Genomic DNA, 22637 nt, shown 5'->3' on the forward strand with positions numbered 1-22637 from the left:
AGCAAATGACAAACGTGATAAAGAGGAAAGAGAAGGTAGCGAAACTGACGCCTAACCGCTCGTCAGTACTTCACCTCTTCCAATGATGACAGCCCCCATGCTTGCAAGGGGGCTGTCAGTTTTTGGGCCTCCCCATCCAGCCGGGTACAGTAAGCCCTGGCAATCACCTCTTCTATATGTACAGGCTGCACGGTGGCATGCCCGCCATTGCTCAGCAACCAGGCCACCCGTTTGGCAACGGCACTGCCCGAGTCAATAAGCTGGCATTGCGGCATCAGTTGCCCAATCTCTTCATTGAGTAGCGGGAAGTGAGTGCAACCGAGCACCAGCGTATCCGGCTGCTCTTCCCCCTCCAGCCAGTCGGCCAATACCTCGCGCAGCAACGCCATATTGACCGGCAGGCCCGCCAGCTTGTGTTCGGCTTCTATGACCAGCTCGATGGTGCCCTTGAGCAGCACATGCTTGCCGGGAGCAAACTGGGCGATCAGTTCGTGGGTATAGTCGCGACTCACCGTGCCTGGCGTAGCCAGCAGACCGATACAACCATTGCGAGTCTGTGCAGCGGCAGGCTTGATGGCTGGCACCACCCCCACCACAGGAATATCCAGTGCCTCACGCAGGGCTGGCAGCGCTATGGTGCTGGCCGTATTACAGGCAATCACCACCAGATCGATATGATGACGGGCCACCATGGTGGTCACCAAGCGAGTGCAGGCAGCAATCAGGGCGGGCTCGCTCAATTCACCATACGGGAAGTTGGCATTATCGAAGCAGTAGAAATAGTTGTGTGCCGGCAGAACGCGGCGGATCTCGCGGTAGATGGTCAGGCCACCCATACCGGAATCAAACACGAGAATATTGGCCACTTGAGCTCCCCTTTGGTGCAAGGCGGCGATCATACTCCCGCCTGCAGCCAATAGAAAAGGCCCTGCCAATGGCAGGGCCTCGGTTTTCTGCTGAAAACGACAGAGTACTTTAACCTTAAAAACGATAGTCTGCGGTCACCTTGGCTTCGGCTCCTGGTGCAGCATAGCCATACGCCCCCTCATAGTTACGATCAAAAAGGTTGTCGATTCGCCCCCCGAGGGTCAGGGCGTTGGTCACCGGATAGGTCGCAGCCAGATTGAACACGGTATAAGAAGGCAACTGCTTGGTTGCGCCCAGATCTGTTCGTTCCCCGGTATAAAGGATCTCGCCAGACCACAAAACGGAGCCAAGACTGACTTCAGTAATCAAGCTGCCTTTATGCTTGGCTACCCGGTCCAACTGGCGATCTTGCTTGCTTCTATCCTGAGCGCGAGTGTAATCGTAACTCACCTTGTGGTGGAACGGCCCGGTGTCCAATCCAATCGCCAACTCAACACCTTCCAGTCGCACCTCTCCGATGTTGTAAGGGCGATAGTCAGGACCGTAGTCGATCATTTCATTGATGTCGTTGCGATAAAGATTCGTTGACCAATCCCAAGCGCTATAGCGGCCAGATAAGCCCAGCTCAATATTCTTGCTCTCTTCTGGCTTGAGATAGTCGCTTTTGAGGGAGTATGGCGAGTAAAGATCCATAAAGGTCGGTGCTTTGAACGCCGTTCCATAGCTCAGTCGTAGATGATGAGACTCATCAACATCCAAACCACTCGCTGCAGACCAGGTGTTGTGGCGACCATATTGCTCGTTGTCATCAGTCCTGCCGGAAAGCTCAAACAGGAACGGATTCCAGCCATAACTACCTACAATAAAGAGCCCTGTATTATCACGGTCAGACGCAGTAAATGATTGACCACCCGAGCGGGAATCAGACTTCAGCTGTTCCCGCTGCCAGTCAGCCCCACCTGTGATATTTGCCCCTTTAATTGGGTTCCAATTATTGACCCAAGAGAGACGAGTCAAGCCTGTGTGAATAGGCTCGCCGCTAGCTTCCCCCTTGTTATCAAGCCAGGTTTTTAGCTTGTTTTCGCCATAGCTAGCTTCCAGGCGACTAGATATATGATCGCTTTTGAACAGCACTCCGCCATCTAGCTGGGCAGCCTGATTCCGATTCATATCGCTATAGTCACCGTCACTCTCGGTGATGTTATTAAAACCTTGAGCGTTAAAATCAGCGCTCCAAGCATCACTAAAGCTGTGGTTCAAGCCAATCTGACCGTTCAAACCGGCAAAGCCGTCCCGATCTGGCTGCAGCGACGTCCAGCCATCTTGTGCCCGAACGTCATAACCATCGGTACGCTCATAGCCGATCATCATATTCATATCGGTCTGCTGGCCAAGTGCCTGCACGGTTCTCAGCTCCCCAAGCCCATAACCATGTGATCCAACACCACCTTTAACGTGAGTCTCGTTGCCATTTTTTGCTGACGCTTTGGTGATGAGGTTGATAACACCACTGATGGCGTCAGAGCCATAGATGGCGGCGCGAGGCCCGCGGATATATTCAACACGCTCGATATTGCCTAGCGGAATCTGGCTAAGGTCATTATTACCGGTGACCAGAGTGGGGACGGGACGGCCATTTACCAGCAGCAGGGAGTGCTTGGTTTTAGCGCCCCTGATGTAAAGGCTGCTTTGATGACCTCTCCCGCCCAGTGTTGCCACTTGAACACCAGGCAGGGTTTTTAACAGATCGGGCAAATTGTCTATCTGACGAGATTCGATCTCGGCGCGATCAATAACCACTACGGGAGCCAGCACCGAACTGACTGGCTGCTCCACCCGATTGGCGGTGATCACCAGAGTGGGATTGACGGGAATGGTCAGCGGTTGAGCAAGCGCCGCCACTGGCAACAGGGCTGCTGCCAGAAATGTCTTCGACATGAGAGATCCTTAAGTTCGCGTAAGTATCTACTTCGTGGCCGGTTTCTCTCGGCCCGAAATACGAACTCTGGCAGGTCTTCGGGCTCAGGGGCTGATAGCCTACGGCGACGGCTTCCCGCCTGACGGCAGTGCCCTGATGTCGCTTCGTTCCCCCTTACCGCTGCGCGCCAGCTCCGGATTCTCACCGGATTCCCTATTAAGCATGATGCGCCAAAGCGGGAGGATTATAGGCAGAGCTAAGCTGGATGTATAGCCATCCAGATTTCTATTTATTGCCGGCCAGCGCCGCCAGCCGCTGCTGGGCGCCCTCCATCACCGCCTGTACCCCGGGATGAGAGAGATGGCGTCCTGCCGAGACCAGATAATAAGAGAGGGTAACGTCGGTGAGGGTCGCAATCCGCTCCACTCCGTAGAGACGGCCAATCTCGTCGGCCATCGCCAGCGGCGCCGGGAAGATCCCCATCCCCGCCTTGCCGAACGACTTCATCAGGGTGGAGTCATCAAACTGCCCCACCAGATGGGGATGAATGCCCTGCTGGCGATACCACTCCAGCAGCCGATCGTGGGTGGCAGACTTCTCTCCAGGGATCAGCAGCGGCAACCCCTCCAACGAGGCGGGAAAGCCATCCCGCGCCCGCGCCGCCAACTCGGGGCTGGCAAACAGCGCCAGCGGGCTGCGCCCCAGCTCGTGGTTGTAGCCGCGCACGCCGCTGTCGAGAGGGAGTGGGCGATCGATCAGCACCATATCAAGCTTGTGGCGGGCCAGCTCGCTGAACAGCTGCTCGGCCCGCTCCTCGTGACACACCAGCCGCAACGGGGTCGCCAGCGCCATGGCGGGGGCCAGCAACTCGAACGCCAGAGTACGGGGTACCGAATCGGCGATCCCCACCTGCATGGTCAGCTCCTGACTGGCGTGGCGCAGGGTGTGCTCCAGCTCGGCACCGAGCGAGAAAATGGCCCCTGCCTGCTCCTGCGCCTGCCGTCCGGCGGCAGTCAGCACCAGACGCCGCCCCACCCGGTTGAACAGCGCCACCCCGAGAGACTGCTCCAGCTCGGCGACCTGACCGCTGATGGTCTGCGGCGTTAAGTGCAGCTGTTCAGCTGCCTGCGTCACGCTGCCACTGCGCGCCACATGCCAGAAGTAGTAGAGCTGTTTGTAGTTGAGCATGCCGTTCCCTATCAGTTTTTACCGAACAACCATCAGCGAGAATCTGATTTTATCGAAACATTGCGGGCTCTAGCATGCAACCATTATCTGAACTGCCCTGCGAACCATCATGCTGGACGTTGTTGTACTCTTCTTTCTGTTTGGTCTGCTGGCCGGTCTGGTACGCTCCGAGCTCAAGCTGCCGCCTGCCCTCTACGACACCCTCTCCCTCTTTCTGCTGCTGGCCATAGGCCTCAAGGGCGGCGTCGGTCTGGCCCAGCAATCCCTGCAACCTCTGCTGCCGCAACTGGCGCTGGTGATCCTGCTCGGCGTGGTGCAGACCCTGCTCGGCTTTGCCGTGCTGCGCCTCAAGATGAACCGGGTCGATGCCGCTGCCACCGCCGCCCACTACGGCTCGGTCAGCGTCGCCACCTTTGCGGTCGGGGTGAACTGGCTCACCGAGCGGGGCATCAGCTTTGAATCCCAGCTCTCCATCTTTCTCGCGGTGATGGAGATCCCGGCCATTCTGGTGGGCATAGTGCTGGCCCGCGGCATCAGTCGCGAGACTCGCTGGCGCATGCTGGCCCACGAGACCTTCCTCAGCAAAGGGGTAACTCTGCTGCTGGGCGGCATGGCCATCGGCTATCTGGCCGGACCGGATGGGATTGCCCCGCTCAAACCGCTGTTTGTCGACCTGTTCAAGGGAGCGCTGGCGCTGTTCCTGCTGGAGATGGGCCTCATCGTCGCCCGCCAGTGTCAGGATCTGCGCCGCCACGGCCTGTTCCTGCTCGGCTTCGCCCTGTTGATGCCGCTCGCTTCCGCGGGACTGGGATTGGCAGCTGGCCAGCTGATGGGCCTCTCTCTCGGCGGCCTGACCCTGCTGGCTACCCTGGCGGCCAGCGCCTCCTATATTGCCGTGCCGGCTACCATGCGCATCGCCGTGCCTCAGGCCAACCCGGGGCTGTCCCTCAGCGCCGTGCTGGGGGTCACCTTCCCGTTCAACATCATGCTGGGGATCCCGCTCTACCACAGCTGGGCCCGCCACTTCACGGAGTAGCCACATGCAGACCGAGACCCGCACCCTGCTGACCGTCATCACGGAAGCCAATCTGGAGCCGACCCTGCTGCGCACCCTCACCCGCGAGGGGCTGCGCGGCTACACCATCACAGATGCCCGCGGCCGGGGGGATCATGGCGAGCGCAACGCCAGCTGGAGCGAGAGCGGCAACATCCGGCTGGAGACGATCTGCAGTCGGGAGCAGGCGGAGCGGCTGCTGGCCCACCTGCAGAGTCGCTACTACCCCGACTACGCCATGATCGCCTTTCTGCAACCGGTCGAAATCGTGCGACCCGAGAAATTCTGAGCCGGCTTGCCGGCTCTTTTTGTTCACAAAAAGCAAACGTTTAACAGCAAGGAACCAATACACATGAACACCCCTCCGCTGATCGGCCTGGTAATGGGCTCCGACTCCGACTGGCCCGTGCTGCAGACTGCCGCCCGCATCCTCAAGGAACACGGCGTGCCCTACGAGGCGCGGGTGGTCTCGGCCCATCGCACCCCGGATCTGCTGTTCGAGTATGCCGCCACTGCCCGCGAGCGCGGCCTGCGCGCCATCATCGCCGGAGCAGGTGGTGCCGCTCACCTGCCGGGCATGGTCGCCGCCAAGACCACATTGCCGGTGCTGGGGGTGCCCATTCCCTCCCGTCATCTCAAGGGGATGGACTCCCTGCTCTCCATCGTGCAGATGCCCAAGGGGGTCCCTGTCGCCACCTTCGCCATCGGCGAGGCGGGAGCGGCCAACGCCGCCCTGTTCGCGGTCTCTCTGCTCTCGGTCGCCCGGGATGACGACGCACCCCGTTACCGGCAGCAGCTCGACGACTTCCGCAACCACGAGCGAGATCGGGTGCTGGCACTGCAACTGGAGGAGCCGACATGATCCTGCCACCCGCCACCCTCGGCATGCTGGGGGGCGGTCAGCTTGGCCGCTACTTCGTGATGGCCGCCCACCGCCTCGGCTACAAGGTGGTGGTGCTGGATCCCGACCCGGCCAGCATCGCCGGTGCCGCAGCCGATCACCATATTGTCGCCCCCTATGACGACCAGACCGCCCTGCACGAGCTGGCCAGCCACTGCGAGGCCATCAGCTGCGAGTTCGAGAACGTGCCCGCCGCCACCCTCGCGCTGCTCGAAAAACAAAAGCCGGTACGCCCGGCCGCCAGCGCGGTGCGCATCTGTCAGGATCGCCGCGAGGAGAAAGCCTTTCTGCGCGGAGCTGACATCCCGGTCGCCCCCTATCTGGCGCTACTGCCGGAAGAGCCCATCCCCGCACAGGCCAGCGAAATCTTCCCCGCCATTCTCAAGACGGCCCGCGAGGGGTACGACGGCAAGGGGCAGTGGCAAGTGAGCAATCTGGATGAGCTGGCGACGGCGCTGGCAGGCAGTGGCGTGCCCTGCGTGCTGGAAAAACGGCTGGCACTGGAGGGGGAATTTGCCCTGACCCTGGCCCGCAGCCCGAGCGGCGCCATCAGCGCCCTGCCACTGGTGCAGAACTGGCACAGCGGCGGCATTCTCGATCAGACCCGCTCCCCGGCCAATGTGCCGGTGCTGGAGCGCGAGGCCAAAGGGATCGCCGAGCGGCTGATTGCCGCCCTCGATTACGTCGGGGTGCTGACGGTGGAGTTCTTTCTGGTGGAGGGGAGGCTATTGGTCAACGAGCTGGCGCCCCGCCCCCACAACTCGGGCCATCCCAGCCTCGACAACGTCGCATGCAGCCAGTTCGAGTTGCAGGTGCGGGCCCTGTGCAATCTGCCGCTGCCAGAGCAGATCGCCGTGCGCCCCGCCCTGTTAATCAACCTGCTGGGGGATCTCTGGCAAAACGGCACGCCAGACTGGTCTGCCCTGCTGACGCTGCCCGGCCTGCATCTGCACCTCTACGGCAAGGGCGAACCCCGCCCCGGCCGCAAGATGGGCCATATCACGGTAACCGGTGACGACTGGTCAACGGTGGAGGAAACCTGCTGCAAGGCCCGCCAGCTGCTGGGGCTGGCGCCACGCTGATCGAGCATCGGAAATGCAAAGACCCGGGCATGGCCCGGGTCTCTGTTTTTGCTTGCTGTGGCAGGGAGACTTGTCAGGCCCGCTCCACCGCTACCGGTGCCGGCAGGCGGATGGTGAGGGAGAGCACCAGCGCCACCACCAGCAACACCAGGATCAGGTGGAAGGTCGCCATAAAGCCGCCAAACAGAGAGGCCACGATGGAGCCAATGATGCTGCCCAGACCAAAGCCCAGATAGATGACGCCGTAGTTCTTGGTCAGGTTGTTGAGACCGAAGAAGTCGCTCACCAGCGAGGGGTAGACGGTGATGGTGCCACCGAAGCTGAATGCCACGCAGGCGACAGCCACAAAGAACAGGTTGGCATTGAGCGGCACGAACAGCAGCAGCGCCATGCCCGCCAGGGTAATCAACTGGGCGATGGTGATGACCCGGATGCGGGACATCTTGTCGGAGAGGATACCCAGCACCAGACGGCCACCCAGGTTGGCCATGGCGATGATGGCGACGGCATTGGCGGCGACGACAGCAGGCAGACCCACCATCTTCTCGCCGATATCCTTGGCCACGCCGATGACGTAGAGGCCGCTCATGCAGGCGGTGAGGAACATCAGCGCCAGCATCCAGTACTGCGGCTTGCGCATCGCCTCGGCCAGAGTGAAGTCACGGCTCTCGCTCTGCTGCACGGAAGCGGCCTGCTTGGGCGCATCCTTCATCAGCATGCCGCCCACCAGCACCATGGACATGGCAATCAGCCCCCACAGCTGGAAGGTGGTCTCAAGGCCGGAGCTGGAGAGCAGCAGCAGGTTGATGTATTTGAAACCGAGACTGCCGAGACCATAGGCCCCGATGGAACAGGCGGAGATCAGCCCCTTGCGCTCCGGGAACCACTTCACGCAGTTGGAGAGAGTCATCAGGTAACCAGTGCCGTCGGCAAAACCGACCAGAATGCCTGCGCAGAGGTAGAGCATCGCCAGATTGCTGGCGTGGGCGGTGAGGAAGAAGCCGATGCCGAGCAGCACGCCGGCGCCCAAGGTTACGTTGCGCACCCCGAATCGCTCCTGCAGCTTGCCCGCCATGGAGGAGGCGACCGCCAGCGAGAGGCTGAGCAGACCGAAAGCGAAAGCGACCTGACTCACCGGCTCGTCCAGCTTGTCGGAGAGCTGGGCGTTGAACAGGCTCCAGGTATAGACAGAACCCAGTGCAAACTGGGTGATGATGGTACCGATCAGTGTCAGGTACCGGGTGCGGTTCAGATCGATGGTCATGATGCGTCTCGGTCGATGGCCTTAAGGAAATTGAGGCCACTATAGGCAAGACGCAGCTCGCGCCGATCGATTAAGGCATGAAATGCAGATCGGCGGGAATGAATGACAATCAGAGCCGCATCAGCTGACGGAACGCCTTGATGTTGCTGCGACTGACCGGCACCTCGAACGGCAGATCATGGAGCCGGATGAGATAGGTGCTGTTGAACCAGGGGACTATTTCGCGGATCTTGTTGATGTTGACGCAGTAGGAGCGGTGACAGCGAAAGAACCCCTCGGCGGGCAGCCGGCTGACAAACTCGCTGATGGTCATGGTCATCACGTAGCGATCGTCGCGGGTGTAGACATAAGTGAGCTTCTCATCGGCTTCCGCGTAGTAGATCTGCTCACAGGGGGTGACGATGATACGCTCCCCCTTCACCAGATTGACGGTGCGATTGTGCGGGCTATTCCCCTCACCGTTCGCCTCCCCCGTGGTGGCTGGCTGCGACTTGCCCGCATGCTCGAGCTTTTGCAGCAGATTGATGATGCGGGGCTCGTTGTAGGGTTTGAGGATGTAATCGAACGCCTCCAGCTCGAACGCCTCCACCGCAAACTCCTTGTAGGCGGTGACGAAGACGATGTGGGGCGGATGGCTCGACTTGTGCAGGTTCTTGGCCAGCAGCAAGCCATCGATGGAGGGGATCTGGATATCCAGAAACACCACATCCACCTCGTGATCCTGCAGGTATTTGAACGCCTCCAGCCCATCCTCGAAGCTCGCCACTATCTCGATCTGGCTGTGCTGCCCCACCAGATAGGCCAGCTCTTCACGGGCCAGATACTCGTCTTCCACAATGATCGCTTTCAGCATGACAACACCTCTCGCGGCACACACTTATCCTCAACCATGATGGCTCTCAGCATGGCATCGACTCCTGATCCGGCAGATAGAAACTCACCTCGGTACCCGGTTCCAGCCGCTTGAGATGCAGGCCGTCGCCATAAAGCAGCTTGACCCTCTGATGCACGTTCATCAGGCCGATGCTGCGACTCTCCACCCGACCGGCGGCGACCCCGTCGATCACCGCCTGACTGATGCCGTAACCTGTGTCTCGTACCGATACCCGGATGCCGCCCGCCAGCTGCTTCACCTCGATGGTGACCCGACCCGGCGCGCTGCGGGGCTGAATGCCGTGCAGGATGGCGTTTTCCACCAGCGGCTGCAACAGCAGGCTCGGCACCTGAATGTGGACGTCGTCCACCTCGAACACCACCTCCAGCTTGTCGCCGAAGCGGGCCTGCTCGATGGCCACGTAGTCACGCACCTGCTGCAGCTCCTCCTGAATGTCGATGAGTTCATCCCCCTTGTTGAGGTTGTAGCGCAGGTAATCCGCCAGATTGGCAATGAGCTGGCGCGCCTGCTGGGGCCGGATGCGGATCAGCGACGAGATGGCGTTGAGGGCATTGAACAGGAAGTGCGGGTTGATCTTGCTCTGCAGCGCGGTGAACTCCGCCTTGCGGGTCATCTCCTTGAGTTGCTCGATGCGCGACACCTCCATCTGGGTGGAGATGAGCTGAGAGAGACCCACCGCCATCTCCCGCAGCGAACTGGTGATGCTGTGGGTGCGGCGGTAGTAGATCTTGAGGGTGCCGCTCACCGCGCCGTTTTCCCGCAGCGGAATAATGATGACCGAGTGGAAATCGGAGAGGTGATACTGGCGCAGATCGTTGTTGATGATGATCTGGTCGAGCAGCACCGCCTGCTGGGTCATGCCGCTGATGGCGTGGTGCTCGTCCAGCTCGTAATAGTCCTTGCCCACCCCGACATAGGCCAGCACGTCATGGGTATCTGTGATGGCCACCGCATCGGCGCTGATGTCCCGCCGGATCACATCGCACACCTGACTGAGGGAGTGGCGATCGATGTTCTGGAAGAAAGGCAGCGTCTTGTTGGCGATATCGAGCGCCAGCTTGGCCTGCTTGGCGGCAATCAGCTCCTTCTCGTCATCCAGATCCTGCACCAGCTTGATGATGAGACCGATGCAGAGCGCCCCGGCGATCATCGGATAGGCGATATGGTTGACGATCTCCACCCCGACTTCGTGGGGCTCGGTCAGCAGCCAGATAAGCAGCATGGTGAGCCCTTCGCAAAGCATCCCCGCCAGAATGCCGTAGAGCCAGAGCCGCGACTTGCGGCAGCGCAGGTGCAGCCAGGTGGCGAGCAGACCGGCAATGATGCTGGCGATAAGGCAAGGGATGGAGGTGTGACCATCCATATCGATGAGGTAGCGGTGCAGGCCGGAGATGACCCCGGCCGGAATGCCGACCCAGGGGCCGAACAGAATGCCGCCGGAGATGATGGCAATGATCCGCACGTTGATCAGCGCCCCCTCCACCGGAATGCCGGTGTAGGTACTGAACACCGCAAACAGGCCGAAGATGGAGGCCACCAGCACCAGCTCTGCCGGGGTGTGATCCCGCTTCTGGAACAGCCGCTGGAACGGCCGGGTACGGGTCAGGAAGAAGAGGGTCATCAGCATCAGCGCCGCCCGCTCGAACACCGCCAACAACATCATCTGATTCTCAAGCATCTGCGCCCCCTTGCGGCAACCCAACCGATCACCATAACCCTGACCAATAAATCGGGGCCGGATAAACCAGCCCCAGCGACATCAACAATATTGGCCAGCTACCCAACCGGAGGACCAGGCCCACTGGAAGTTGTAGCCACCGAGCCAGCCGGTCACGTCCACCACCTCGCCGATGAAGTAGAGGCCCGGCACCTTGCGTGCCTCCATGGTCTTGGAGGAGAGCTCATTGGTATCGACGCCGCCCAGGGTCACTTCGGCGGTGCGATACCCCTCGGTGCCGTTGGGCAGGATCTGCCAGTCACCCAGCAAATTGGCCACCGCTTCAAGCTCCCGCTCGTTGTATTGGCGCATCGGCTTGCTGACCAGCTGACCCAGCTCCACCAGCTTGTCGACGAAGCGCTTTGGCAGCTCGCGACCCAGCACGGTTTTCAGCTCCTGCGCCGGGTGCGCCTGCGCCCATTCACGCAGGGCGGCCGGAATATCCAGCTCCGGCAGCAGGTTGATGTGGATCTTCTCACCCGCATGCCAGTAAGAGGAGATCTGCAGGATGACGGGGCCGGAGAGGCCGCGGTGGGTGAACAGCATAGCCTCCTTGAAGCGAGTGCCATCCTCGGCGGTCACCGCTACCGGCAGGCTGATGCCCGCCAGATCGGCAAACGCCTCTTTCTCCGCCTGATGGAGGGTGAAGGGCACCAGACCGGCGCGGGTCGGCAGCACCTTGAGGCCGAACTGCTCCGCCAGCTTGAAGCCATACGGGGTAGCGCCCAGCTTGGGCATGGAGAGACCGCCGGTCGCCACCACCAACGAATGACAGCCGATCTCACCCTTGCTGGTGGTCAACACAAAGCCTTCGTCCTGCTTGCTGACGGTGAGGATCTCGGTCTGGAACTGCAGGGTCACCCCGGCCCAGTCACACTCGGTGAGCAGCACATCGACGATCTCCTTGGCGCTCTCGAGACAGAACAGCTGCCCCAAAGTGCGCTCGTGATAGTTGACCCCGTGGCGATCCACCAGATCGATAAAGTCCTGCTGGGTATAGCGAGCCAGCGCCGACTTGCTGAAGTGGGGATTCTCCGACAGGTAGGCGTGAGCGCCCGCCTGATGGTTGGTGAAGTTGCAGCGGCCACCGCCACTGATGAGGATCTTGCGGCCCGGCTTCTTGGCGTTGTCGAGCACCAGCACGGAGCGGCCACGGTAGCCCGCCTGCGCCGCACACATCAATCCGGCCGCACCGGCCCCGATCACCACCACATCGACCTGCTTCATCATCACTCACTTATCAAAATAGAAACGGCACCTGGCCAGAACCGAGATCGCCTTTGGCGGAACACAACCATAGTGGCTGCCCACCAGAATAAACAACGGCCCTTAAAAGGGCCGTTATTGTACTGGCTGAACACTAAGTGTCCACGACTATCAGGCGTTGCTGTCCATGATGCTGGCCGGGGCGCCCTTGGCCAGTTCGGCCAGCTCCTTGTCGATGAAGTAGAGCCCTTTGCCATCTTCACCCACCAGACCAAGACGGTCGACGATGCTCTTGAACAGCTTCTCCTCTTCATGCTGCTCGGCCACATACCACTGCAGGAAGTTGAAAGTGGAGTAGTCCTGAGTGGTGAAGGCCACGTGAGCCAGTCCATTGATGCACTTGGTGATGTGGTACTCGTGCTCCAGGGTGGTACGGAACACGTCGCCCAGCGACTTGAACTCGTGGGGAGGGGCATCGATGGCACCCAGCTTGGGCATGGCGCCGGTCTCGCTCACGTAGGTGAACAGACGCTCCATGTGCTGGCGCTCCTCAACCGCGTGCTGGCGCAGGAAGGTCGCCGCCCCTTCAAAGCCCTTGTCTTCGCACCAGGCGCTCATCTGCAGATAGAGATTGGAGGAGTAGAACTCCAAGTTAATCTGCTCGTTCAACTTCTCGATCATGGCTTGGGCCAGCATCTTGTTTCTCCTCAGTGATTTGGTATCGATTGTCGCCACACTCCCGCCGCGAATCAACCCGCCAACGAGAGGGAGATCCCGTTTCTTTCAGCTCAGGGGGTCAGCTCCCTAAGGGAGGCGACATCCACCGGCGCAGCATAATCGACGCCCGGCAGCTCGAAGCCGTTGAGCTGCATGAAGTCCTGCCGCAGCCCGGCAAAGTCCCCCAGCCCGTGGAAATTGTCCGGCGTCACCTTGGGCCAGAGCGCCGAAACGGCGGCCTGAATGGCCGGGTCCAGCTCATGATCATCCATCCGGATCAGCCGGTTGCCATCGGCCACCACCCCATTGGCCCCATACATCTTGGCGGCAAACAGTCGCAGCATCTGCTCGATGCAGCCCTCATGGACGCCGCGCTCCTTCATCACCCCCATCAACAAGCCCAGATAGACCGGCAACACAGGAATATAGGCGCTCGCCTTGGTTACCAGCGCCTTGCAGACTGACACCCAGGCATGGCCACCAATCTCGGCCAGCTGCAGGTTGATGGTCTCGGCGGTGGCGTGCAGATGCTCCTTGGCATAACCGATGGTGCCATCCCGATAGAGGGGATAGGTGGATTCCGGGCCGATGTAGGAGTAGGCGACGGTCTGCGCGCCGGGCGCGAGACAATCGGCCTGCTGCAATGCCTGCATCCAGAGCTGCCAATCCTCGCCGCCCATCACGGTGACGGTATCGCGGATCTCCTCCGGCGTGGCAGGTGCCAGCGACTGCTGCACCAGCGTATTGCGCTCCAGATCCAGCCCCCAGCCGCTGAACGGCTGGCCGGTAGTCTTGAGCACCGAACGCACCTGCGTGCCATCTGGCAGCACCCGGATGCCGCTCGCCAGCGAATAGATCACCAGATCCACCTGCCCCAGCTGCTGGCGGATGGTGTCGATGGCCTGCTGGCGCATGCCATCAGAGAAGGCATCACCGATCAGGTTGATGGCGATACGCCCCTCCTGCTCCGCCTCCTTGCGAAACCAGATGTTGTTGTACCAACCGGCGCTGCCCAATCCTTTGTCGGAAGGGCCGCGCTCAAACGAGATGCCGATGGTGTCGGCACCAGCCCCGAAGGCGAGCGCAATGCGCGACGCCAGCCCGAAACCGGAGGAGGCCCCCAGCACCAGCACCCGCTTGGGGCCGTTGAACGGGCCAGCGGCCTTGATCCGTTCGATCTGCTGCTGCACGGCGGCGCGGCAGCCGATGGGGTGACAGTTGCGGGCAACACAACCTTGAATCTGGGGATGAATGATCATGGGAAGGCCTCCAAAGAAACTGGCTACAGCATAACCAAATCGAAAGAGATTAACTTGATGCCGGATCGCTATCAGTCAGAAAAGCCGCGGGAATTGAGGCAGAAAAACAAAAGGGAGCACGTGGCTCCCCAAAGCGGTATTCAGATGCTTTTTGTTGTTTTGTGTTCATTGCGAAGCACGGGCACATCCTATGCCTCTCCCCCCTGATCGGCAAGCCGAGGGGTGTGACCTGCATCAAACTCTTGTTTAATTTATAGGCAAACAGTGGTTAATAACTGAGTGGCTGACCCTGTGTCACACGTCATTAAACTCATTTAAATCCCAAAACTGTGCCTGAGGCACCATTTTAGTTTCAGCAGAGATTGGTATAGTGGGCTGAAGGATCGGTAAGGAGAACCCCCATGAGTGGAACAACCTATTACAAGCATATTCTGGCCGCGATCGACCTCTCTGAAGACAACCGCAAGGTGATCGACAAGGCGGTGGACAGAGCCCGCTCCAACGGCGCCAAGCTGTCGGTTATCCATGTCGATGTGGACCTCAAGGATCTCTACACCGAGATGATCGATATCGACATCGACAACGTGCAGGATCAGGTGATCGCCGAAGCGAAAGAGAAGCTGGAGGCATTTCTGGCCTCGGTGGACTATCCCATCGAGAAGAAGCTGGTGATCTGCGGCGATCTGAGCGAGCGGGTCAATCAGGCGGTCAAGGAGTACGAGATCGACCTGCTGGTGTGCGGCCATCGCCAGAGCTTCTGGAGCCTGCTCACCTCCAGCGCCCGTCAGCTGATGAATACGGTGCCCTGCGATCTGCTGGTCGTCCCCTTGCAGAAGTAATGAAACCGGCGTAGTTTGATTTGCTATGAATATGACCGCATTCAATCACAACTACTGGTGGTGCTGCTCCTAAACAGGCGGCACCGCGTTTCTATTGTAAATTTCCCAAAGAAAACACCGTGACCGCCGAGAGGCGGTCAACTGTTTTTATCCCTTTGTCGCCTCCCGGCTCACCCAACTGGAGAGAGTGACATGCACAACCCCGTAATCCTGACTGGCGATCGTCCCACCGGCAAACTGCACATCGGCCATTATGTCGGCTCCCTGCGCCAGCGTGTCGAAGCCCAGCACCACTATCGTCAATTCGTGATGATCGCCGACCTGCAGGCGCTGACCGACAACGGCCACAATCCGGCCAAGGTGACCGACAACGTGCTGGAGGTGATGGCCGACTATCTGGCAGTCGGTCTCGACCCGGCCAAGACTACCTTCTGCCTGCAGAGCGCCCTGCCCGCCCTCGCCGAGCTCACCTGCTACTACCTCAATCTGGTCAGCGTCGCCCGGCTGGAGCGCAACCCCACCGTCAAGGCGGAGATCCAGCAAAAAGGGTTCGAACGCACGCTGCCGGCCGGTTTTCTGGTCTATCCGGTCAGTCAGGCCGCCGACATCACCGCCTTTCGCGCCAGCCATGTGCCGGTCGGGGAAGATCAGCTGCCGATGCTGGAGCAGACCAACGAGATCGTCCGCCGCTTCAACTCTCTGGTAGGCAAAGAGGTGCTGACCGAATGCCAACCGATCCTGAGTGACACCGGCCGCCTGCCCGGCATCGACGGCAAGGCCAAGATGTCCAAGTCTCTCGGCAACACCATAGAGCTCGGCATGTCGGCGGAAGAGGTCAAACAGGCGGTGTTCGCCATGTATACCGACCCCAACCACCTCAAGGTGAGCGATCCCGGTCAGGTGGAGGGAAATACGGTGTTCGCCTATCTCGATGCCTTCCACCCCGACAAGGCGCTGGTCGCCGAGATGAAGGCGCACTACCGGCGCGGCGGACTGGGGGACATGCGCTGCAAGCAGGTGCTCAATGACTGCCTGCAGACCCTGCTCGCCCCGATGCGGGGGCGCCGTGCCGCGGCCATCGCCGACAAGAAGATGCTGCTGGAGCTGCTCTATCAGGGCACCGAGCAGGCTCGCATCATCACCGATGAGGTATTGGCGGAGGTGAAAAGCGCCATGGGGCTGAATTACTTCGCCAGCATCCGCTGAGCGGGAGTACCGAGCGCATCGTCGCCGTAGAGGTCGAACACCAGCTGGTGCAACAGGCTCTTGAACCAGCCTATCGCCTCGTCGTGGGCGGTGAGCGGGTGCCCCGCCATCAGGTAGACGATGGGGATGGCGGGGTCGAGCTGGTGCATCCGCAGCGGGTAGTAGCGGCAGAAGTGGCGTCCGATCATCTCGGGCACCACCACCAGATAGCGGCCGGTCGCCATCAGCGGCGGCACCGCCATAAAGCTTGGCAACCGCACGCCCAGCTCCCGCTCCACCCCGAAACGGGCCAGCCAGAGCTCCACCATCGCCTGACTGTGACCCCAGCTGGAGGTATGTATGTGGGGGCGGCTCACCAGCTCGACCGGGGTCAGCACATCGGGCAACTCGCTACCGAGTGGCGACAGGCAGACCAGCGGGTTGTTGAACCACTCCTCCCGCCACAAACGGGGTGAGAGATGATTCGCCCCGGCGAAACCGATCACCAGATCCAGCTCCCCCTTCTCAAGCTCCCGCTCGTAGTCGCTGTCGGCCAGCTCGCACACCTCCAGCCGACAGTGAGGAGCCTGCCGATGGAGCCTCTCCACCAGCACCGGCACCAGCCCGTGCTCCACCGAGCCCGGGGTGGCGATACGGAAAATCCGCCGTGCGGTAGCGGGATCAAACCCCTTGGCCTGCCGCAATCCCTGCTCCAGCATCGCCAGCGCCTGGCGCACCGGACCGGCCAGCGCCTTGGCTCGCTCGGTCGGCATCATCTCGCGCCGACTCATCACGAACAGCGGGTCATCCAGCGCCACCCGCAGCCGCCCCAAGGCGTGACTGACAGTGGATTGGGACAAATGCAGCCGTTCGGCGGCACGGGTGACATTGCGCTCCTGCATCAGCATGTCGAATACGGCGAGCAGGTTGAGGTCGAGACGGGCGAGCGAGCTATCCATCGATATTAGCCATAGTTAAATGCCAACAATTCATTTTTACCATAGTAACAGATTGCCTAGAATGCGCTGGCTTAATACATCGGAGATTCAAATGCGTAGCTATCTGTTATTGCTGGCCATTGGCCTGCTGTGGGGTTCCCAATTCATTTTCATGCACCAGGCCGTTGCCGAGTTGCCCCCCATTCTGGTGGCTGCCGGTCGTGCCCTGTGCGGCAGCCTGACCCTGGGTCTGCTCTGCCTGTTCATGCGGCTCAAGAGTGAGCACACCCCGTGGCGCACCTATATGCTGATCGCCCTGCTGGATGCCACCATTCCCTTCATCATGGTCGCCTGGGGCCAACAGTATGTGGATAGCGCCATCGCCGCCGTGGTCATGGGTTGTATCCCGTTTGTGACCATTCTGGCTGCACCGCTGTTTATTTCTGGTGAAAGAATCACCAAAACCGGTCTGCTTTCCGTGATCATCGGCTTTGCCGGTGTGCTCACCCTGTTCTGGCCGAAACTCTCCCAGGGCATGAACGCCGGTCTGCTCGGTGCCATGGCCATCCTGCTGGGTGCCAGCTGCTTCGCCATCGGCCTGCTGATGATCAAGCGCTTCGCCAAGGACCATCCGGTCGTGGTCGCCCGCAATATCCTGATCTCCTCGGCAATCCAGTTGCTGCTGGTCGCCCCCTTCATGGTTGATCTCGGCAGCCTGACCCTGCCGAGTACCCAGGCCCTGAGCGCGATCACTGTACTGGGTACCCTCTGTACCGGTCTGGTCTACTTCCTCTACATGGCGCTGATCCAGAAGGCCGGCCCGACGTTCGCCTCCTTCAGCAACTATCTGGTGCCGCTGTTCGGCGTGATGCTGGGCGCCCTGTTCCTCGGCGAGCAGATCCACCCCACCACCGGCGTGGCCCTGGCCCTGATCCTCGGCTCGGTCGCCATGAACCAGTGGGCGCAGCAGCGTCGCATGCAGCGCGAGGTCTCCCTATGTCAGGCATCCTGACCACACTGTGCGGTGGTCTGGTACTGATTGCCGGCTGGCAGTATCGCCAGCGACTGGCCGGGATCCTGGGCCTGCTGATGGTACTGCTGCCCTGGTTCTTCGATAGCAAGCTGCAAGCCATGTTGAGCTATGCCCTGAATGCCTGAAGTCAATCTCTGAATGTGTGACGAGAGTCTATCTCTCCTGTTTTGGGACTGTTTTAAAAAACCTCCGATTTGTCCCCCGCTACCGGCGCTCTGCGCCGGTTTTTTTATGCCTGCCAGCCGGCGTCAGATCAGATAGCGATAGCTGAGTCGCTCGTTTTTGCGCGGCCCGGTGATCTGCCAGCTCAGCAGAAAACCACCGTCGATCTCGGTCAACTCGGCGCTGTAGTGATCCGCCCCGCACAGATGGGGCTCGGCGGTCAGCCAGTGGCCATCCCCCTGCGGCAGCAGCTCGAACAGCTCAACCGGCGCTTCATAACGCAGGTGAGAAAGGCGGATCCCCCGCTCGCTGCGTTGCCACCAGAAGCGGTTGTGCATGGCGAGTTCCCTGCCATGAGGCGTGATGTAACGGCCCTGCTCGTTAAACAGCCAGCCCCCCTGATGATCGGTCACCTGCACACGCCCCTCGCCCCGACCATTCCAGTCGGTCGCCGACCCCTCGCTATTGCTGGCGGTAAAGGAAAATGCTCCGACCTGTGGCAATCGCGCCCATAAACGCTGGATTGCCGCTTCCATCTCGGCCATCATAGCCCCCTTAAAATTGACAACTGATGATAAATCAAACACATGAACTACTTGATAGGGGTCACCCTGCTCTGGTCATTCTCCTTCAGCCTGATCGGGGTCTACCTCGCTGGCCAGGTCGATGCCTACTTCTCGGTGCTGACCCGCATCGCCCTCGCCAGTCTGGTGTTTCTCCCCTTCCTGCGCCGCCGCTGGCTGCGCCCCGATCTGGCGGCCAAGCTGATGGCGCTGGGCGCCATCCAGCTCGGCATCATGTATCTCTTCTACTACCACTCCTTTCTGCTGCTGACGGTGCCGGAAGTGCTGGTCTTTACCATCTTCACCCCCATCTACGTCACCCTGCTCCACGACCTGCTGGAAGGGCGCTTCAAGCCCACCTATCTGTGGGGCGCCCTGCTGGCGGTGCTCGGGGCTGCCGTCATCCGCTTCGACGGCCTGACCGAAAGCTATGTGCTGGGATTTATGGTGGTGCAGGGGGCCAACCTCTGTTTCGCCCTGGGTCAAGTGGGCTACAAGGTACTGCTGGCACGGGAGGCGGAGCAACCGCCGCAACTGGCGGTGTTCGGCTGCTTCTATCTGGGAGCGCTGGTGATCGCACTGCCCGCCTGGTGGCTGCTGGGCAAGCCGCAATATCCGACGTCAGGGTTGCAGTGGGGCATTCTGCTCTGGCTGGGGGTGGGTGCCTCCGGCCTCGGCTACTTCCTCTGGAACAAGGGGGCGACGCTGGTCACCAGCGGAGTGCTGGCCATTATGAACAATGCGCTCATTCCGGCCGGCTTGCTGGTCAATCTGCTGCTCTGGGGCAAGGATACCGACCTGACCCGACTGACCATCGGCGGCCTGCTGATGCTGGCCTCGCTCTGGGTCTGCCAGCGTGACAAAAGCGGCCAGCCCTGACCTCACTCAGCCGACGACGGTGTTGTGCTGCCGTCTGGCCTGACTGTGACAGCTGGCCAGCCGGGCCAGCAGATGATCGAGCTGCTCGCCAGCCTGACTCTGCACCAGCCCGATGCTGACGGTGACCGGCCGCTGTGACAGCAGGCTGGCATCGGCAATCTCGAGGCGCAGCCGCTCGGCGATCTCCAGCGCACTCATCCGCTCGGTCTGGGAGAGCATCAAAATAAAACCGTCCTCATCCCAGCGGGCGAAGGGATCTTCCCGCCGCAGCTCGTGGCGCACGATACGCGCCAGCTTGGCCAGCATGGCGTCGCAAGCCGCTTCGCCAAACAATTGCTGGATTTTGGCCATGTGATCGACCGAAAACTGCAGCAGACTGAAAGTGCCGCTCTCGGTCGCCAGCCGCTCTTCAAGCAGTTGCTCGAAACGGCCACGGCTCTCCAGACCGGTCAGCGGATCGGTGCCATGTCGCTCCTCCACCAGCACGGCAGCGGGATCGAGGTGACGGACAACCCCCAGCAGATAACCCCGCTCATCGCGACGCATCCGCTCTTCCAGCCGGATGTAGTGACCGTGATGATGCAGAATGCGGTATTCGAGGCGCAGACCGCTGCTGCGGCCGCTCTGGCAGGCGAGCAGGGCATCCTCCAGCCGGGCAACATCGTCGGGATGAACCCGATCCAGCCAGCCGAGATCATCCGGCCAGCACTCTCCCAATCCCAACAGGCGCAGGCAGGAGGGATCACGCTGCAGTCCATGTTGGGCTGACCAGCTCCAGATCCCCGCCTCCAGCAGCGCCATGGCATCAGACAGCAGACCCGGATCAAGCCGGGCAGTCACATCGACCAAAGGTGTCTTGAGCATTTCCATGGGGCGCCTCGAAACAGGATCTGAATACCTGCTCAATAAGTAACATTGGCGTTCACGCCGAGCAACAGGGTCAGAGTGCTTTTCCCTGATACCCGTTCATCAAGGTCTGCCAGTTCTCCGGTACGAAGTGGAAACTGGTATGCAGTTGAGACTCTTTATTGAATGAACGGAGCAAGCGTTCCAGATTGGCCTTCTGCCATTCGCCGGGGGAGCGGATCGCACCCTTGTCAAAATCGATCACCCACACATTGCCCTCTTTATCGAGCAGCAGGTTGTGGCTGTTGAGATCGGCGTGATAGACCCCGGCATCGTGCAGCTGGCGCACCGTCTGGCCTATCTTGTGCCACACCTCGGTCGCCACCGGCCCCTGCTTGAGCAGCGCCACCATATCCTTGGCACCGCGAATTCGCTCAATCAGGATATCGGCACGATAGAATGGGCCCTGTTTGACCATGCGGGCACCAAACGGACGCGGCACCGGCAGCCCCAGCTCGCACAGCTTGGCCAGCAGGGTGTATTCGGCCATGGCACGGCTCGACTCGACCCCTTCGAACCAGAAGCGATCCCGCACCACCTTGCCCACCATACCGCCGCGATAGTAGTGGCGCAGCACCAGATGGCGGGACTCATCCTTGACGAACCAGGTCACCCCCCGCCCGATGGAGGTTCCCACCACCTGACGGTTGTTCTGCCACCAGGCAGGATCGAATAACTGGGGAGAGGGGTCGCGAAAGGCCCCTTCGGCATACCAGCAGATCTGGTTGTGTTCGGTCTGTACTCGCATCGTGGAGATCCCGCTCGGTGGGTCATGGATCGCAATTTTTCAATTGGCGATGAGGCTGCCGTTCTGGCATGCCCGCAATAGTGGCCTTTAATCAACGACGTGCAGAGACAGGTCATGGCGCTGGGCCCGGCCTATCCTGGCTGACGATTGTGCGCAATTTTACAATCCAGAGGGGAGTTTGCATAATGCCATCCACCCTTTTTGCCAGCCGTGCGCCACAACATGCCGCTATTTCAAACACCCCCCTCCTCCATCTGCATCCTGCGGCTCTCCGCCATCGGGGATTGCTGCCACGCACTGGCGCTGGTGCGCGTCATCCAGCGGGAGTGGCCACAAACCCGCATCACCTGGATCACCGGCAAAATCGAGGCAACCCTGTTTGCCGATCTGCCCGGCGTCGAGGTAATCCACTTCGACAAGAGCAAGGGGTGGCGCGGCTATCGCGATCTCTGGCAGACCCTCAAGGGGCGCAAATTCGATGCCCTGCTCCACCTGCAGGCGGCGATGCGGGCTAGCATCGCCACCCTCGGCATCAAGGCCAAGGTCAAACTAGGGTTTGATCGGGAACGGGCCAACGACGGCCAGTGGCTGTTCACCAACCACAAGGTGCCTTCGCCTGCCTCCCCCCATGTGCTGGACGGTTTCCTCGCTTTCGCCAAAGAGCTCGGCATCAAGGATCTGACCCCGGCCTGGCAACTGCCCATCAGCGCCGAACATCAGGCGTGGGCAAAGGAGAAGATTGGCGGTAAACCGACCCTGCTGATCTGCGCTGCCGCCAGCAAGGCCTTCAAGAACTGGACGGCCGCAGGCTATGCCGCGCTGGCGGATCACGCCGCCAACAAGGGCTTTCAAGTTTATCTCTGTGGCGGGCCGGCCAAGCTGGAGCGGGATCTGGCTGCCGAGATCCAGCGCTTAAGCCAGAGCAAGCCGGTCGATCTGGTGGGGCAGACCAACCTCAAGCAGCTGCTGGCGCTGATTGGCGAGGCGAGTCTGGTACTGGCCCCCGATACCGGCCCCACCCATATGGCCACCATAGTGGGCACGCCGGTGATCGGTCTCTATGCCCACCATAATCCGGCCCGCACCGGCCCATATCTGTGCCGCGACTACGTGGTCAGCGTCTATCAGGAGCTGGTCGAGCAGGAGACCGGCAAGCCGCTGGCCGAATTGAGCTGGCGCACCCGTCTCAAAGACCCGGAGGCCATGCGAAACATCACCAGCGAGCAGGTGATCGCCGCCTTCGATCGGCTCTGTGCCGATCGTCAGCTGCCGTAGTGACAGGGCACCTCGGGAATTCCGAGCCATCAGGCAGGGAT

24 protein-coding genes and 1 riboswitch (1 of these 25 running past the window's edge) are annotated in these 22637 nt (G+C 60.7%); of the genes, 11 read left to right on the top strand and 13 right to left on the bottom strand.

The features are described from left to right. Window positions 1–55: the final stretch of an RNA recognition motif domain-containing protein gene (locus tag ACTG2S_RS01125; RefSeq protein ID WP_005357072.1), read on the top strand. Its footprint begins 437 nt before the window's first position; only the last 55 of its 492 coding nucleotides appear in the window; the start codon falls outside the window, past its left edge; the stop codon is at window positions 53–55. A gap of 7 nt (window positions 56–62) precedes the next feature. On the opposite strand, the gene murI is transcribed toward ACTG2S_RS01125, so the two are convergent. The 3 genes from murI to ACTG2S_RS01140 form a co-directional block, all read right to left on the bottom strand. Then, on the bottom strand, window positions 63–866 hold the full coding sequence (gene murI / locus ACTG2S_RS01130) for a glutamate racemase (protein WP_439981883.1): 804 nt from the start codon (window positions 864–866) through the stop codon (window positions 63–65). A 115-nt stretch (window positions 867–981) separates the two neighbouring features. Beyond that, on the bottom strand, window positions 982–2805 hold the full coding sequence (locus ACTG2S_RS01135; RefSeq protein WP_307895914.1) for a TonB-dependent receptor domain-containing protein: 1824 nt from the start codon (window positions 2803–2805) through the stop codon (window positions 982–984). Between the two features lie 52 nt (window positions 2806–2857). Beyond that, a riboswitch (cobalamin riboswitch) is annotated at window positions 2858–3035 on the bottom strand. Between the two features lie 35 nt (window positions 3036–3070). Continuing rightward, window positions 3071–3973, bottom strand: a complete 903-nt coding sequence (locus ACTG2S_RS01140) for a LysR family transcriptional regulator (RefSeq protein WP_307895913.1) — start codon at window positions 3971–3973, stop codon at window positions 3071–3073. 109 nt (window positions 3974–4082) lie between these two features. Here ACTG2S_RS01140 and ACTG2S_RS01145 point away from each other — a divergent pair, with 109 nt between their 5' ends. The 4 genes from ACTG2S_RS01145 to ACTG2S_RS01160 all read left to right on the top strand — a co-directional run bounded on the left by ACTG2S_RS01145 (window position 4083) and on the right by ACTG2S_RS01160 (window position 7010). After that, window positions 4083–5009, top strand: coding sequence for a sodium-dependent bicarbonate transport family permease (locus ACTG2S_RS01145; RefSeq protein WP_368166616.1), 927 nt, complete (start codon window positions 4083–4085; stop codon window positions 5007–5009). Window positions 5010–5013: 4 nt separating this feature from the next. Beyond that, entirely contained in the window at window positions 5014–5316 is a 303-nt protein-coding gene (locus ACTG2S_RS01150) for a P-II family nitrogen regulator (protein ID WP_124928157.1), read from the top strand. Window positions 5317–5379: 63 nt separating this feature from the next. Further along, a complete protein-coding gene (purE, locus tag ACTG2S_RS01155) occupies window positions 5380–5889 on the top strand; it encodes a 5-(carboxyamino)imidazole ribonucleotide mutase (protein ID WP_429107138.1) in 510 nt (169 codons plus the stop codon). Continuing rightward, complete coding sequence (locus ACTG2S_RS01160) at window positions 5886–7010, top strand: 5-(carboxyamino)imidazole ribonucleotide synthase (RefSeq protein ID WP_439981885.1); 1125 nt, start codon at window positions 5886–5888, stop codon at window positions 7008–7010. The genes purE and ACTG2S_RS01160 overlap by 4 nt, the downstream gene beginning before the upstream one ends. A 73-nt stretch (window positions 7011–7083) precedes the next feature. Here the strand turns inward: ACTG2S_RS01160 and ACTG2S_RS01165 are convergent, their stop codons facing one another. From ACTG2S_RS01165 to fabV, 6 genes are all read right to left on the bottom strand, one after another. Beyond that, on the bottom strand, window positions 7084–8274 hold the full coding sequence (locus ACTG2S_RS01165) for an L-lactate MFS transporter (protein ID WP_005339218.1): 1191 nt from the start codon (window positions 8272–8274) through the stop codon (window positions 7084–7086). A gap of 109 nt (window positions 8275–8383) precedes the next feature. Continuing rightward, complete coding sequence (locus tag ACTG2S_RS01170) at window positions 8384–9127, bottom strand: LytR/AlgR family response regulator transcription factor (RefSeq protein ID WP_307895910.1); 744 nt, start codon at window positions 9125–9127, stop codon at window positions 8384–8386. A gap of 46 nt (window positions 9128–9173) precedes the next feature. Continuing rightward, window positions 9174–10847, bottom strand: coding sequence for a sensor histidine kinase (locus ACTG2S_RS01175; RefSeq protein ID WP_047439828.1), 1674 nt, complete (start codon window positions 10845–10847; stop codon window positions 9174–9176). A gap of 81 nt (window positions 10848–10928) precedes the next feature. Next, window positions 10929–12113: an NAD(P)/FAD-dependent oxidoreductase gene (locus ACTG2S_RS01180; protein ID WP_005339223.1), complete on the bottom strand. Its 1185-nt coding sequence runs from the start codon at window positions 12111–12113 to the stop codon at window positions 10929–10931. 150 nt (window positions 12114–12263) lie between these two features. Next, window positions 12264–12788, bottom strand: coding sequence for a non-heme ferritin (gene ftnA / locus ACTG2S_RS01185; protein WP_005339225.1), 525 nt, complete (start codon window positions 12786–12788; stop codon window positions 12264–12266). 92 nt (window positions 12789–12880) lie between these two features. Continuing rightward, window positions 12881–14068 carry an enoyl-ACP reductase FabV gene (gene fabV / locus ACTG2S_RS01190; protein ID WP_274161013.1) on the bottom strand — a complete coding sequence of 396 codons (1188 nt, stop codon included), beginning with the start codon at window positions 14066–14068 and terminating at the stop codon, window positions 12881–12883. Window positions 14069–14469: 401 nt separating this feature from the next. Between fabV and ACTG2S_RS01195 the strand changes: the two genes are divergently transcribed. Together ACTG2S_RS01195 and trpS are read left to right on the top strand one after the other, a co-directional pair. Beyond that, window positions 14470–14907 carry a universal stress protein gene (locus ACTG2S_RS01195; protein ID WP_005339229.1) on the top strand — a complete coding sequence of 146 codons (438 nt, stop codon included), beginning with the start codon at window positions 14470–14472 and terminating at the stop codon, window positions 14905–14907. Window positions 14908–15099: 192 nt separating this feature from the next. Further along, window positions 15100–16113, top strand: a complete 1014-nt coding sequence (trpS, locus tag ACTG2S_RS01200; RefSeq protein ID WP_274161014.1) for a tryptophan--tRNA ligase — start codon at window positions 15100–15102, stop codon at window positions 16111–16113. Here the strand turns inward: trpS and ACTG2S_RS01205 are convergent. Further along, on the bottom strand, window positions 16092–17051 hold the full coding sequence (locus ACTG2S_RS01205) for a LysR family transcriptional regulator (protein ID WP_005357110.1): 960 nt from the start codon (window positions 17049–17051) through the stop codon (window positions 16092–16094). The two genes, trpS and ACTG2S_RS01205, sit on opposite strands and share 22 nt — an antisense overlap. Window positions 17052–17142: 91 nt before the next feature. On the opposite strand from ACTG2S_RS01205, the gene ACTG2S_RS01210 reads away from it, so the two are divergent. Continuing rightward, window positions 17143–18042, top strand: a complete 900-nt coding sequence (locus ACTG2S_RS01210) for a DMT family transporter (protein WP_005357113.1) — start codon at window positions 17143–17145, stop codon at window positions 18040–18042. Further along, the gene (locus ACTG2S_RS01215; RefSeq protein ID WP_005339236.1) at window positions 18027–18188 is read left to right on the top strand and encodes a hypothetical protein; all 162 of its coding nucleotides are present in this window, start codon (window positions 18027–18029) and stop codon (window positions 18186–18188) included. The genes ACTG2S_RS01210 and ACTG2S_RS01215 overlap by 16 nt, the downstream gene beginning before the upstream one ends. Before the next feature lie 123 nt (window positions 18189–18311). Here the strand turns inward: ACTG2S_RS01215 and ACTG2S_RS01220 are convergent, their stop codons facing one another. Further along, window positions 18312–18773: a DUF6314 family protein gene (locus ACTG2S_RS01220; RefSeq protein WP_416015063.1), complete on the bottom strand. Its 462-nt coding sequence runs from the start codon at window positions 18771–18773 to the stop codon at window positions 18312–18314. A 39-nt stretch (window positions 18774–18812) separates the two neighbouring features. On the opposite strand from ACTG2S_RS01220, the gene ACTG2S_RS01225 reads away from it, so the two are divergent. After that, window positions 18813–19667, top strand: a complete 855-nt coding sequence (locus tag ACTG2S_RS01225; protein WP_151286414.1) for a carboxylate/amino acid/amine transporter — start codon at window positions 18813–18815, stop codon at window positions 19665–19667. A 6-nt stretch (window positions 19668–19673) separates the two neighbouring features. Here ACTG2S_RS01225 and ACTG2S_RS01230 read toward each other — a convergent pair whose 3' ends face one another. Continuing rightward, window positions 19674–20537, bottom strand: coding sequence for a GGDEF domain-containing protein (locus ACTG2S_RS01230; RefSeq protein WP_368150857.1), 864 nt, complete (start codon window positions 20535–20537; stop codon window positions 19674–19676). A gap of 70 nt (window positions 20538–20607) precedes the next feature. Beyond that, window positions 20608–21321, bottom strand: a complete 714-nt coding sequence (locus tag ACTG2S_RS01235; RefSeq protein ID WP_151286415.1) for a 3-deoxy-D-manno-octulosonic acid kinase — start codon at window positions 21319–21321, stop codon at window positions 20608–20610. A gap of 222 nt (window positions 21322–21543) precedes the next feature. On the opposite strand from ACTG2S_RS01235, the gene ACTG2S_RS01240 reads away from it, so the two are divergent. Beyond that, on the top strand, window positions 21544–22596 hold the full coding sequence (locus ACTG2S_RS01240; protein ID WP_439981887.1) for a glycosyltransferase family 9 protein: 1053 nt from the start codon (window positions 21544–21546) through the stop codon (window positions 22594–22596). The last annotated feature ends 41 nt before the right edge of the window (window positions 22597–22637 follow it).

Source organism: Aeromonas sp. 82P, assembly GCF_051919365.1.
GTDB lineage: Bacteria > Pseudomonadota > Gammaproteobacteria > Enterobacterales > Aeromonadaceae > Aeromonas > Aeromonas veronii.